Here is a 12,688-nt window from a genome sequence, read left to right as displayed (position 1 = left end):
AGGGCGGCTTTCACCCGGCCGCTGTGTCCGCCGGGCGGATCAGCTGCGGTCCGTTGTTGCGCACCGAGTTGACCTCGCTGGAAACCACCCGCGGGGTCAACACCGGTTCGGGGATGGCGTCCAGCAGCTGCTGGACGCCGTGGGCCTCGGTCAGCTTCGGGTCCAGCCAGTCCGCATACAAATCCGGCGGAACAATCAGCGGCGTGCGGTCATGAATATGGCCCAGGGCGTCGCTGGCTTCGGTGGTGATAATCGTGAAGCTCAGCAGCCACTTGTGCTCGTGGTCTTCGGGAAGGGACGGATCAGGCCAGAATTCATACAGCCCGGCAAAGGCCAGCGGATCCTCCGAGGGTGAATACAGGTAGGTGGGGATCTTGGTGCCGCCGGACTTCTCCCACTCGTAGTACCCGTCCGCGGGCACCAGCGCCCGGCGCTTGACGGCAGCCTTGCGGAACGCCGGTTTCTCCAGGACCGTTTCCCGGCGGGCATTGATCATGCGCGATCCGATTTTGGGGTCCTTGGCCCACACCGGCACCAGCCCCCATTTGGCCGTGGTCACGCGGCGCACCGCCGCAGCCCGGCCGCCGTCGTCGTTCTCCGTGCGGCGGGCGCGCTCGGTGACAATGGGCACATCGTCAGTGGGAGCCACGTTCCAGGAGGGGACGGTTTCCGCCCCCTCCGCCTGGTCCGCGGCAAAGGCCGCCACCAGGTCAGACGTTGCCTTGGCCATCACGTATCGTCCACACATAGTCCCATTCTGCCTGCCGCAGCGGAGAACTCCAGAGGTCACCGCAATTCGAATATGTGTTCTACTTTTAAGCATGGACCAGGACGCGGCAGCACGGATCGCCGCCCGCTACGCACGGCGCGCGGAGCCCCTCGAGCTCACCCCCGAAGAACTGGACTTTGAGCATCACCCGGCCACCACCTCGCTGCCGGGCATCCCGGTGTGGGCCTGGATCCGGTTTCCCAGCTCGGCTGAACGGGTCAGGGGCGAGGCCTGCACCTGGAACGCCAGGGCGGTGCAGGTGCTGTGGACTGACGCCGGCGTTCGGCGGGCCACCTGGGTGTGGGCTTCGGCCGTCACCCGGCGCACCAGCGGTGGCCGGAAAAGCGGCCTCGGCGAGCGCACCTCAGGCGGAGCCCAGAAAACTTCATAACCCGCGGGAACAGCACGGGACAGAACCGCGCGCGTCCTGCAGAATAGGCCCGGCGGAACAAACTCCGTGCGGCCGGCACCAGCTGCAGCCGATACATCCACTCAGGGAGAGCACATGGACATTCTTCTCATCGGGGGAACCGGAGTCATCAGCTCCGCCGTTGCCGAGCACGCAGCAGGGCTGGGCCACCGGGTCACACTGCTGAACCGGGGCGCCTCTGCCAAGCGGCCGGCGCCTGCCGGGACCGAGGTCCTGCACGCGGACATCCGCGATGCCGCAGCTGCTTCGGAGGTCCTGAAGGGCCGCGAGTTCGACGCCGTTGCGGACTTCATTTCCTTTGTCCCGGATCAGCTCAAGGCGAGCATGGATCTGTTCCGCGGCCGGACGGGGCAGTACGTGTTCATCAGCTCAGCCTCCGCCTACCAAAAGCCTCCCGCCAGACTCCCCATCCTGGAATCCACTCCCCTGCGCAATCCGTACTGGCAGTATTCACGGGACAAAATTGCCTGCGAAGAACTGCTCACCGCCGCGTACCGGGACGAGGGGTTCCCCGGAACCGTGGTGCGCCCTTCCCACACCTACGACCAGACAATGATCCCGCTCACCGGCGGATGGACGGACCTGCACCGGATGCGGGAGGGGCTGCCGGTGCTGGTGCACGGGGACGGCACCTCGCTGTGGACGCTGACCCACAGCCGAGACTTTGCGCAGGCCTTCATCGGCCTGCTGGGCCGGCCCGCTGCGGTGGGCGACGCCTACACCATCACCTCGGATGAATTCCTGCCCTGGAACGAGATATACCGGATCATGGCCGCCGCTGCCGGGGTCCCGGAACCGGAGCTGGTGCACGTTTCCTCGGAGACCATCGCCGTCCATGATCCGGACCGCGGGCCAGGGCTCCTGGGAGACAAATCCCATTCGGTCATTTTCGACAACACAAAGATCAAGTCCCTGGTACCGGATTATCAGGCCCGGATTCCCTTTGTGGACGGTGCCGCTGAAATTCTCCGCTGGTACGACGCCCATCCGGCGGAACAGAACGTGGACCAGGACTTCATGGCCCTTTCCGACAAGCTGACGGCTGCCGCCGGTTAAAGGCGGTTAAACAGCAATCCGGGCGCCGCGGCCACAGCAGGCCGCGACGCCCGGAATGCATCGGCTGGGCCTAGGAAGCCCACCGCTTCATGAACGCCGCCATGGCATCACGGGCGATTGTGGAGCCCGGCCGGTAATCGGAGGCTCCGGCGCTGGCCGGCCAGCCGCCGGCCACACCGCGGTCCTCAAGCCAGGAGATCTCCTTGTAGAACTGGTTGGACTTGGACACGTCCCGGAACGGTGATGTCTTCGGAGCCGTGTAGTTCGGGGAGCCCTTCAGCCGGTACAGGAAGGCTGCCATTGCGTCCCGGTTGACGTCCGCAGACGGACGGAACACTTTGGTTCCGTTCTTCTGGATCCAGCCCGTGGAAATGCCCTTGGCCGCAAGCCAGGATATTTCCTTGTAATACGGGTGGGAGGTGGGGACGTCGGTGAACGGGGATTTCTTCGGCACGGTGAATTTGGGCGAGCCGGAAAGCCGGTACATGAACGCGGCCATGGCCTCGCGGGAGACCGACTGGAAAGGCCGGTACGTCTTGGTCCCGTTGCGTTCTGTCCATCCTGTGGAAATACCCTTGGCATGCATCCAGTTCATCTCCGCCAGGAACTGCTGCCCGTTCACCAGGTCAGCGAAGGGCGACGCGGGGGCGAGGGGTGCGGCCTTGGGATAGCCGGCCAGGTTGGATACCACCAGGTGCCAGCCCCGGTAGGGTCCGCTGGTGGGCACCACATAGCCGACGCCGGCGTGCGTCTCGCGCGGATCCAGCATTGCTGCCCGGTGCGCCGGGGAATTCATCCACCAGTTCACGATCGATTCCGGGGTGAAATTGAAGGCAATGATCTCCCCGTACCAATTGGCGCCGGCCGGAATAATCGACAGGCCGGCGTCCGCCCGGTGGATGCCGGCCCAATCAAAGTTCGGATTAGCGGTGGCCGTGAGCAAATGGTTGGCCCAGCCCTGGGAGCCATTGGCAATCTGCTGGTTCCAGATGAGGGGGGCCGATCCCACCTTCCGTCGCTCGGCATTCATCAGGTCGAACACCCGTCCGGCGTAGGCATCGCTGCGGACCGACTGCACGGATCCGTCGGGTACCGCGGCACCGGAACCGAGCAGCTGTGCCCTGGCCTCTTCCTCTACGGCCGCCTGTGCCTCCTCCGGTGACAGGAGGGAGGGATCCGGCCGGGGCGTGTGGGGCATGACCGGCGCGGCGTCGGAAAGGTCCTCAGCGGGAAGAGCGGTCGCGTCAACGGCCTCCTCCTCAGCCGGAAGAGCGGTCGCGTCAACCGCCTCCTCCCCAGCAGGCAGAGCGGTGGCGTCAACCGCCGGCATCTCCAGTGCCGGCACGCGCTGGACCGTTGCGGCAGCAGCACTGCCCGGAACGGCAACGGAGGCGAGGATCAGGGCGCAGGAGGCACGGACGGCGAAGGTCCGGAAAACAGGCTTCTTTTTCATGATTGTCATTTTCTTAACTGCACTTCCGTTACATCCGTTCATCAAGCCACACTGCAGAAATGATGTACCGGTCATAAGGGCGGTGCCTCAGTGAATTCGGACGGGAAACAGCAGCACCTGGCGGAACGGCAAAGCCGTCCGCGCCAGTGTGCTGCATGCAGGGTCTAGAACTTCGCGTCGTAGCGGTAAAGGAAAGCCGCCATGGCATCGCGCTTAATCGGCTCGTACGGACGGAATGTCCCGTCGGTCCAGCCGGTGGAAATCCCGGTGGAATTCAGCCAGCTGATCTCCTTGTAATACTGGTTGCTCACTGCAACGTCCCTAAAGGGTGAGACCTTGGGTGCGTTGTAGGCGGGTTTTCCGGCCAAACGGTACAGGAAAGCAGCCATAGCGTCACGGTTGATGTCCAGTTTGGGTCCGAAAGTGTTTCCGTTCCAGCCGGTCGCCACGCCCTTGGCGGCGAGCCAGTTGATTTCCTTGTAAAACTCGCTTCCGCCAATATCCCTAAACTTCGAGGCGGCCGGCGGCGCATAGGCGGGGCTGCCCTTGATCCGGTAGAGGAAAGCGGCCATGGCCTCCCGGCTGACGGAGTCCAGGGGCCGGAAGGTGCCGTCCGCATACCCCGTGGTGATCTTTGCATTCTTGAGCCACGTGATTTCCTTGGCAAAGGCCCGGCTCGCGGGAACATCCCGGAACGGTCCCTGAGGTACGGCCGGCGCGGCTGCGGGATTGTCCCGGGCAAAAGCGGTCAGTCCTGCTGCATTGCCGTTCCAGACATTCGAATCGCCCACGAAGGGACCGGTGCTGCTGTACTGCCAGAGGCTGTAAAAACCCCAGCTGGCCGGGAGGGGGCCGGCGCCAACTTCGTTGTAGTTGGCAATGTGCAGCGGATTCTCGCCGAATGCGGCACTGTTTCCGGTGCAGTATGACCACCAGTCCGTGGTGGTGTAGATCATCGGTGCCCGGCCCGTTCGGGCCTTGACCTGATTGGAGAATGCCTTGATCCAGTTGACCATCTGGGTTTGGCTCATGTTGTAGCAGGTGTTGCCCAGGGAAGTGTAGGGGTTGTATTCAATGTCCAGGAGCGGGGGAAGCGTCCTGCCGTCAGCTGACCAGCCTCCACCGTTGTTGACAAAGTAATTTGCCTGCTCAACAGCGGAAGAAACGTTCGGGAGTGCAAAGTGGTAGGCACCGCGAACCATGCCCACACCGTACGACCCGCCGTACTGTTGGCCGAAGTTCGGGTTCTTGTACCCGGTGCCCTCAGTGGCCTTGGCATAGGCGAACCTGGATCCCTGCGCCCAGGCACGGTTCCAATCAACATTGCCCTGGTGGCTGGAAACGTCCATGCCCTGGATGCCGGCTGGACGCCAGTTTCCCCCTAGGCCCTCGGCTGCCTCGGGATCGACGGCCTCAGGGTCAGCTGCCTGCGGGTTTGCGGCGCCGGAATCGAGGCCCTGCTGCGGAGCTCCGGCGGCGGGGACAGCGCCACCTTCGTTCGGTGCCGGCACCTGTGCGTCTCCGGAGATGCTGAGCCGCTGCATGCCCTGCCCCATGCTCGCGCCGTTTTCTCCGATGATCCGGGCCTGCTCGGCCTCGCTGAGCCCGCTGTTCGGGGTATCAGCGGTGAGGGCTGGCACAGCAGCACCGGCCGGGCCCGCCAGGGCTGAGACCGCCAAGACGGCGGTGAGAGCCACTGAGGTCAGTCCCCTTGTAAGCAATGTTTTTTTCATTATGTCCTGGATGAGAAGTGGATGAATATCCCGCGTTGTCCGCAGATATGAAAAACCCCCCAGGTTCTTCATTAAGGCTCTGCAATGCTGCGAAGTTGTACCTAAGCCCGCGACGAAGCCCCGGCACTAATGAGGCACCGGCATGCTGGAACCGCTTTCAGTACCGTGGCAATGGGATGCCGCGGGCTACTTATACCGTAGGGCACGATATTTCTGTGCATCAGACCGGCATAGGGGAAATGAGTATTTTGCAGGTAAATCGTTACATACTCGCATTTCGTTCGTCCAGAGCCGCAGGACGAAAATCCTGCTGAACTCCCCAGAAAGACAAGTACGGTACCGGGAATCGTGAATTCCCTTCCCTTCAACGGGTCCGGCGGACGCCTTTAGGGCGGTTACTTACCTTACGGAAGACATCCGGATTGTTACGGCGCGGGGCGGACACCGTTCCCCGGACGGGGCATTGAGCCTAAATGCGCTGCAGCTGCTTCCGCTAATACGTCAGGCGCGGTGCATCTTAGGGGAAACCCGATCAAATGAATGCATACCCCGCCAGCTCTGCCACGCGGTAGTCTCAGAGCTCCCGGACAGGCTTCTCCTGACCGGGCCTGCGAAGATTGGAGCATCATGGCAGCCGAAGTACTGGTAATTGTTGGAATGGGCGGCATGGGACAGGCCGTTCTGCGCCGCTCGGGCGCCGGCCGCAAAGTGCTGCTGGCCGATTTCGACGAGTCCCTCCTGGAGACTGCCGTGGCCACCGCTCTCGGGGACGGGTACGACGTCGTTTCCCAGCGCGTGGACGTATCCTCCCGCAATTCCGTGGCAGCGCTGGCGGCAACTGCTGCGGAGCTGGGGAAGGTCACCGGCGTCGTGCATACCGCGGGGCTCTCCCCTGTCCAGGCACCCGTTGATGCCATTTGGAAGGTGGATCTGTTCGGCACCGCCGTGGTCCTTGATGAGTTCGAAAAGGTTATTGCTCCGGGAGGGTCCGGGGTCTTCATCTCCAGCATGTCCGCCTACATGGTGGGCAGCGGAATTCCTGCCGACGCACTGGCCAGCCTTGCCGCAGTGCCGACAGATGACCTGCTCCTCGTCCCGTTCCTCGGCGGCATTGACAACCCCGGACATGCCTACGGCATCGCCAAGCGCGCCAATCAGGTGCGGGTCCAGGCCGCGAGCCTTGCCTGGGGTGCCCGCGGGGCGCGCGTGAACAGCATCAGCCCCGGGGTCATTTCCACCCCCATGGGCCAGCAGGAACTGGCCGGCGAATCGGGCGCGCAAATGCGGGCCATGATCGAGGGCTCGGGCACCAAGCGCGTGGGAACTCCGGGGGACATCGCCAACGCCGCAGCCTTCCTCCTGGGCACGGATGCCAGTTTTATCACCGGAACGGACCTGTTGCTGGACGGCGGCGTGGTAGCCGCCGTCGACACATCCCAGCGCGCCCGGGTGGCCGGCTAAACACACCCGATAGGAACGCTCAGCCCGGCTGCTCTGCCGTCCGCCAGGCCAGTTCGGAGCTGCCGTAGCGCGGCGGAGGCCAGCCGTACTCCAGCTGTGTTCCATTGATCAGCAGCGGCGGCGGCACATAAACCAGGTCGCCGTAGCCGCTTCGGCAGCTGCGCAGCGCCGGTTCCGGCACCACGGCCTCTGCGCCGGGCGGCGGGCCGGGCAGGTTCATCAGTTCCAGAGCCGTCCGCGCCAAAGACAAATGAGCGGATCCGCTCACGCCGCGCACACGTGCTGCCGCCAGCGCGACGGCGGCAGCGGACATGCCCAGCCCGGTGGCGTAATCCAGGATCTGCACCGGAAGAGCGCCCGGCCGCCACCGGCCGTCTTCCCCCGTGTTCCCGTAAAGATGGGAGATACCAACGGCAGCCTGCACGATGCTGTCAAAACCCCGCCGCCCGTTCCAGCTCCCGCGATCTCCCCAGGCGTCGAGGGAGACCACGGCCAGTCCGGGATGGTCGGCACGCAGAGAGCCGGCGTCGAGGCCAAAGCGGGACATCGACCCGCCGCGGTAGGCAGTGAGGACGACGTCGGCCGCTTCCAGCAGCGAACGCAGCTTCCGGAAGATCTGCGGGTCATTGAAGTCCGCCACCGCGCTGCGCTTGGAAAACCCGGTGTCCACATATTGGCCTTCCACTTCCGGAAGGGCCGGCGGATCCACGCGCAGCACGTCCGCACCCAGCGCGCCGAGGATACGGCTGCCCGACGGACCCGCAATGACCCGCGTCAGGTCCAGGACGCGCAGGCCGGCCAGAATACCCCCGCCGCTTGCCAGGGGCGCGGACCCCGCAGCTTCTTCAATATCCAGCCGCAGCCAGGGTTCCTGACGCACCGCGCGTCCCGGCTCGGAAGCCGCCCAATTTTCGGGGGTCCGTACCGCGGAGGCCAAACCGCCGTGTTCCGTAACCGCGTCCTCGACTTCTGCCGAAGTGCGCCGGCGCACGGCACGGTCCACTTCCTCTGGCCCGCCGATTTCCAGGGCTTCCAGCAGGGCACGTTCATGGTGCGGATAATTGGCGTGCAGCCGTACCCAGCCGTCGGCGCTGCGTCGAAACCCGGACAGCGGGGCGAATCCCTGCACGGGCATTCCATCGATGCGCAGGTGGGTGAAGGAGGCAAATGACGCCGCGGCCCCGTCGGAGGCAAAGCTGACCCGGTCCCGGCGCCCGGCGGCGGAAGCATAGGCGGCCACGGCGGTTGCCAGCGTCTGCAGGGCGCCCAGGCCGAGGCCTTCGACGTCGAGCGGGCCCGCCCACCACCACCTCCGTCCCGAGCAGGCAGCTGCTTCAACGCCTTCGGGCAACAGCGGTTCCAGGCTGCGCCAGAGTGCCGGCAGGGGTGTTTGATCCGTCATAAACGAAGTATGCATGGGAAAAGCACCGGTTTGCACCGGTGCTTTTCACGTGTCCTGCCGGGGAAAGTCTTAGGCAGCTACGACTGTTTCTTCTTCCCGCACCCGGGCGAGTTCGTCGGACAGGCGGGTCCGGCGGACGCTCCACAGGTGGGTCAGTACCAGCAGGGCTGCCGCCACAATCAGCCACAGCGTCAGCTTGAGTCCGTCGGCACCGAAGGACTGGCCCGGGAAGTACACCATGCTCTGTGCGGCGTGCAGCCAGGCTGCGCCATTCCAGAACGTCCCCAGCGCCGCAAAGAACGGCGGCAGGGTTTCGGAGGTGAAGATGCCGCCGGAGCTGGTGAAGTTCAGCATGACAAACAGCATGGTGAGGGTGGGAGTGGTCCATTTGCGCAGCACCGGATGCAGGGCGACGCCCAGCAGGGCAATGGTGGTGACATAGAGCCAGGACAACAGCCACAGACCCCAGAGTCCGTGGTCCAGGATGCCGTAGATGGGCCCGGCAATGATGATGCCGATCGCCGCAACCACTGCGGAACTGCCGACGACGACGCCGGCCCGCCACGGCACGGAGACCCGTCCGGCCACCGCCGAGATGGCCACGGCGCTGGAGTAAGCGCCCACGCTCAGTCCCACGAGCAGGAAGAAGAGCCCCTGCGAGGTGGGGTCATGCTCGTTCGTGGGAATCACATCCACAACGTCCAGCGGCAGGTGCTGGTCAAAAGCCAGGGGCTGGAAGATCTTCTTCGCCACCTCCGCGGTCGTCGCTGACGCCGCCGAGGCGACATACAGCGTGGCCTGGTCCGCTGCCGGCTCATAAGCTGCGGAGATTTCCCGGTCCTCCATAAGCTGGCGGGCCGTTCCCGCGTCAGCCACCACCCGGACCTGCAGGCGTCCGGGCTCGGCGTCGTTGAGCTGCTGGGCGAAGACGGAGGCGGGGGCACCGGAGCCGACCACGGCCAGGGAAAGATGGTTGGGTTCGGGCTCGTGGAAGGCGCCCAGATAGGCCAGGCCCATGCCCGCGGCCAGGAAGAACGGAATCAAGAGATGCATTCCCAGTGACTTCCAGAAAGAAGCTGCGGGGACGGAAGCCGCACGTCCCGGCCGGGTTGGCCGGTTTGTCCGCGCCGGGCGGAGGGGCTCAGGTGACAATACGGCAGTGGACGGGTCAGGCATGGGACCTCTCTGGATATGACGGGGAAACTCCGACGTAAGTTGCACTATGCAACATCCTATTGTTGCATAGTGCAACACCCTTTTACGACCGCGGCCCCGCTTCCGCCGAAGAGGGTAAGTTGGAGGAGTGGCACAACAGGACAGGTCCAGGGACACAACAGTGGGAAACGTCTACGACCAGATCGATGCGATCTACCGGCGGGCCGTTGCCCGCTCGCGGCGGATCAATGCTCCTCTCACGCAGGTCGAGCAGTCCCTCCTGGCCTTCATCGGCAGCAACCCCGGGTGCCGTGCCACGGACATCGCTTCTGCCTTCTCACTGAACCGCTCCACCGTTTCCCGCCAGGTGCACGCCCTCGCGGAGCTTGGCCTGGTGATGGAGGACGACGACGGCGACAACCAGCCGCGCCGCGGCCGCGCCCTTTCGGTGACTGATGAAGGAGCAGACCGCCTCCGGCGCTCCCTGGCCATTCACCGCGAAGCTGTGCGCCACCGCCTGGACGGGTGGAGCGAATCCGAGCTCACGGAATTCGCCGCCGCTTTGGAGCGTTTCAACGCCGCCGAGGACGCCTAGGGGTTCAGCAGGGCCCATCCGGCTCCGCCAAGCCAAATGACCCCCATCACGAGGTAAAAGAACCCCATCGCCTTGATGGTGGGAACATCGGTCATGGAGAAGGCACCTGCCGGAATGCCTCTGGTCTCGCGATAAATGCGGACCCAGATGGCAGCGGAACCGCGGAAGTCCCGAAGGAGGCCTCTCACTGTTTTCACGGCCTGCCCTTACTGTCCGTAATCCGGCGCAGCAGGAAGGCCCGCAAATTCTTCCATGGTGGTTCCCGCGTCATGGATGGAAAGGGACTGCTCCGCACCGACATACCGAAGGTGCCACGGTTCGTGGGCGTACCCGGTAATGTGCTCGGCTCCTGCCGGATAACGGACAATGAAGCCGTAGTAATGGGCGTTGGCTGCAGCCCAGGAACCCGCCAGGCTTTCACCAAAACAGGCTTCCAGGGCGCAGCTTCCGTCCGGGTTGGCGATATCGACGGCCAACCCGGTCTGGTGCTCACTGTAGCCGGGGCGGGCCGAAATGGAGTCCGCCGTTTCCGGACCAAAGTTCTCCGTGTAGGAAACGTACAGCTGGTCCTGCTCGGTTCCGGTCCGGAAACCGCTCACGGCAGAAATGGGTACTCCGGCGGCGGCCGCTTCCGCAACCATTTCCAGGTAAGCCTCCGCCGCTTCGAGCCGCAGGGGAACGCCGTCGGCGTCGACAAGGTCCTGCGGAACGTACTCCACCGGCAGCGGACGCTGCTTGTTGACCACCACCAAAGTGCTGTCAGGGGAATCGACATCCATTGCATGGGGCTGCGCCGGCAGTTCCGGGAGCTCTGCAGCCTGGGCCTGGGCCGGGAGCTGCGCTGACGGGGCCGGAGACTCTGTGGACCCCAGAAAGGAAAGGTAAGCCAGCAGGCAGAGGCAGACGCCGGCGATAATGGCTATGTGGGTCGCGACGTGCTGACGCGGCATATGTACCTCCTCCCCCAGACTTTTCCATACCGCTTGCGCAGTGGACAGGAGCGACGCGAAACCATGTTCTCCACGGGCCGGCCGGTGTTAGGGTCCTCCCATGCCCCAGCCACTCCCGCAGGACAACACCTTCGATCACCGACGCTCCCTGGACGGCGAACATGTGGGCTACATCCACATGACCGAGGCCGGCACCTTCATTCCGTTTGATCTGCTGCACCGCCGGCGCGCTAAGCCGCTGGAGCTGGAGGAGGCGGAGGAAGTGCTGGACGACCTCGGACTCGCGATGTTCACGGAGGACTGGTGGCTGGATCTCGACGGCGACCGGGTGCCGGTGCTCATTCAGGAAGTCCGGCGCGACCGGGTAACGGTGGCTTTTACTGCCGCCGGGGCCATCGCCAAGGCAGCCGACATGAGCACCTCCATGGAAGTTCTTCTCCCGACCGACAGGCTGCACCAGCACGAGGGGAAGGAGCCCTGACATGAATCCCTATCTGATCCTCCTGCGCGGCATCAACGTGGGCGGCAGGAACAAGATCCCCATGAAGGCGCTGCGGGAGCATCTGGAGGATCTGGGGTACCAGCAGGTCTCCACCTACATTGCCAGCGGTAACGTCCTCCTCTCGGCATCGGCTTCACCCGAAGAGGTGGGAGAGGAGATCGAAGCGGCCCTGGTGGAGAAATTCGACCTCGACGACGAACTCATCAAGGTGCTGGTACTCACTCCCGAACAGCTGCACAGCGTAGTCAGCCTCAAGCCGGAGGGGTTCGGAGAACAGCCGGAGAAGTATCATTCCGACGCGATTTTCCTGATGGACATCGACGCGGAAACCGCCATGACAGCGTTCCGTCCGAGGGAAGGTGTGGACGAAGTCTGGGCCGGCGACGGAGTCGTCTATTCGCAGCGGCTCAGCTCGGAACTCACGCGAAGCCGGTTGAGCGCGGTTGTGGCCTCGCCGCTGTACAAGTCCATGACCATCCGCAGCTGGAACACCACCATGAAGCTGTTCGAGCGCGTTCAGCCGTAGCGGACATTTCCTGTTTGCCGGGCGGGGAATTGCCGCCGTGGGAACCGCTAGCGTGGAAGCATGGACTACAAGTACGACGTCGAGATCCTCCACCTGCTCGTCTCAGGCAGCCACGCCTATTTTGGACGTGCCAGGGATGGTGCAGCCGACGTCCCCACCACGGATGCCGACCGGGTGGAGGTGGTGGCCGGGAAGGGAATTGTCGGTGACCGGTTCTTCGGCAAGGCGGCCCACATGGACGCTGCCGTCACCCTGTTCGCCGTCGAATCCTTGGAGGCAATCGCTGCGGAACTTGAGGCTGGACCCTTCGATCCGCTGCTGCCCCGGCGCAATGTGGTTATCCGGGGCGCGGACCTTGTCCCGCTCATCGGAGAGGACTTCACCCTCCAATCAGCGGCAGGCAGCGTAACCTTCCACGGCGGCCGGCACGCGCACCCGTGCGCCTGGATGGATACGGTCCTGGCTCCCGGGGCGCATAAGGCGATGCGGGGCCGGGGCGGGCTGCGCTGCAGGCCGCTGACCAGTGGAATCCTCCAGCGCGGTCCGGCAGTGCTCATCAGTCCGGTGCCGCTGGATCCTGCCGGCGCCGGCAAGGCCTCCCTGCCGCGTCCCGGCCGGTTGCCCTAACACCGCGAAACCTGCTGCCCTGGATCCGA

Annotated in this window: 14 protein-coding genes; 7 read left to right on the top strand and 7 right to left on the bottom strand. The window is 64.5% G+C overall.

Going from position 1 to position 12,688, the window contains the following annotated elements:
• Positions 1-10: 10 nt before the first annotated feature.
• Positions 11-748: an SOS response-associated peptidase gene (locus ACIQXM_RS04590; RefSeq protein ID WP_400928260.1), complete on the bottom strand. Its 738-nt coding sequence runs from the start codon at positions 746-748 to the stop codon at positions 11-13.
• Between the two features lie 73 nt (positions 749-821).
• Between ACIQXM_RS04590 and ACIQXM_RS04585 the strand changes: the two genes are divergently transcribed.
• Together ACIQXM_RS04585 and ACIQXM_RS04580 are read left to right on the top strand one after the other, a co-directional pair.
• Complete coding sequence (locus tag ACIQXM_RS04585; RefSeq protein WP_400928258.1) at positions 822-1,160, top strand: hypothetical protein; 339 nt, start codon at positions 822-824, stop codon at positions 1,158-1,160.
• A gap of 114 nt (positions 1,161-1,274) precedes the next feature.
• On the top strand, positions 1,275-2,255 hold the full coding sequence (locus tag ACIQXM_RS04580) for an NAD-dependent epimerase/dehydratase family protein (protein WP_400928255.1): 981 nt from the start codon (positions 1,275-1,277) through the stop codon (positions 2,253-2,255).
• Between the two features lie 70 nt (positions 2,256-2,325).
• On the opposite strand, the gene ACIQXM_RS04575 is transcribed toward ACIQXM_RS04580, so the two are convergent.
• On the bottom strand, positions 2,326-3,708 hold the full coding sequence (locus ACIQXM_RS04575; RefSeq protein ID WP_400928252.1) for an S-layer homology domain-containing protein: 1,383 nt from the start codon (positions 3,706-3,708) through the stop codon (positions 2,326-2,328).
• A gap of 164 nt (positions 3,709-3,872) precedes the next feature.
• Positions 3,873-5,441 carry a GH25 family lysozyme gene (locus ACIQXM_RS04570; RefSeq protein ID WP_400928249.1) on the bottom strand — a complete coding sequence of 523 codons (1,569 nt, stop codon included), beginning with the start codon at positions 5,439-5,441 and terminating at the stop codon, positions 3,873-3,875.
• 627 nt (positions 5,442-6,068) lie between these two features.
• Between ACIQXM_RS04570 and ACIQXM_RS04565 the strand changes: the two genes are divergently transcribed.
• Entirely contained in the window at positions 6,069-6,902 is an 834-nt protein-coding gene (locus ACIQXM_RS04565) for an SDR family oxidoreductase (protein ID WP_400928246.1), read from the top strand.
• 19 nt (positions 6,903-6,921) lie between these two features.
• On the opposite strand, the gene ACIQXM_RS04560 is transcribed toward ACIQXM_RS04565, so the two are convergent.
• Both ACIQXM_RS04560 and ACIQXM_RS04555 read right to left on the bottom strand, forming a co-directional pair.
• Entirely contained in the window at positions 6,922-8,304 is a 1,383-nt protein-coding gene (locus tag ACIQXM_RS04560; protein WP_400928243.1) for a CoA transferase, read from the bottom strand.
• 69 nt (positions 8,305-8,373) lie between these two features.
• Positions 8,374-9,357, bottom strand: coding sequence for a hypothetical protein (locus ACIQXM_RS04555; protein ID WP_400928240.1), 984 nt, complete (start codon positions 9,355-9,357; stop codon positions 8,374-8,376).
• A 283-nt stretch (positions 9,358-9,640) separates the two neighbouring features.
• Between ACIQXM_RS04555 and ACIQXM_RS04550 the strand changes: the two genes are divergently transcribed.
• Positions 9,641-10,054, top strand: a complete 414-nt coding sequence (locus ACIQXM_RS04550; protein WP_400928237.1) for a MarR family winged helix-turn-helix transcriptional regulator — start codon at positions 9,641-9,643, stop codon at positions 10,052-10,054.
• Here the strand turns inward: ACIQXM_RS04550 and ACIQXM_RS04545 are convergent.
• Both ACIQXM_RS04545 and ACIQXM_RS04540 read right to left on the bottom strand, forming a co-directional pair.
• Positions 10,051-10,251 carry a hypothetical protein gene (locus ACIQXM_RS04545; RefSeq protein ID WP_400928234.1) on the bottom strand — a complete coding sequence of 67 codons (201 nt, stop codon included), beginning with the start codon at positions 10,249-10,251 and terminating at the stop codon, positions 10,051-10,053. The genes ACIQXM_RS04550 and ACIQXM_RS04545 overlap by 4 nt on opposite strands.
• A gap of 9 nt (positions 10,252-10,260) precedes the next feature.
• Positions 10,261-11,004: a D-alanyl-D-alanine carboxypeptidase family protein gene (locus tag ACIQXM_RS04540; protein WP_400928231.1), complete on the bottom strand. Its 744-nt coding sequence runs from the start codon at positions 11,002-11,004 to the stop codon at positions 10,261-10,263.
• 100 nt (positions 11,005-11,104) lie between these two features.
• Between ACIQXM_RS04540 and ACIQXM_RS04535 the strand changes: the two genes are divergently transcribed.
• The 3 genes from ACIQXM_RS04535 to ACIQXM_RS04525 are packed head-to-tail and all read left to right on the top strand — an operon-like array spanning position 11,105 to position 12,659.
• Entirely contained in the window at positions 11,105-11,485 is a 381-nt protein-coding gene (locus ACIQXM_RS04535; protein WP_400928228.1) for a serine/threonine protein phosphatase, read from the top strand.
• Between the two features lies 1 nt (position 11,486).
• Positions 11,487-12,032 (top strand): DUF1697 domain-containing protein, encoded by a 546-nt coding sequence (locus ACIQXM_RS04530; RefSeq protein WP_400928225.1) that lies wholly within the window; start codon positions 11,487-11,489, stop codon positions 12,030-12,032.
• A gap of 60 nt (positions 12,033-12,092) precedes the next feature.
• Positions 12,093-12,659 (top strand): MOSC domain-containing protein, encoded by a 567-nt coding sequence (locus tag ACIQXM_RS04525; RefSeq protein WP_400928223.1) that lies wholly within the window; start codon positions 12,093-12,095, stop codon positions 12,657-12,659.
• The last annotated feature ends 29 nt before the right edge of the window (positions 12,660-12,688 follow it).

It is taken from the genome of Arthrobacter sp. NPDC097144, from assembly GCF_044762205.1.
Classification (GTDB): domain Bacteria; phylum Actinomycetota; class Actinomycetes; order Actinomycetales; family Micrococcaceae; genus Arthrobacter_B.
The sequence above is the reverse complement of the archived record's forward strand: the minus strand, read 5'-3'. Positions and strand labels throughout refer to the sequence as shown.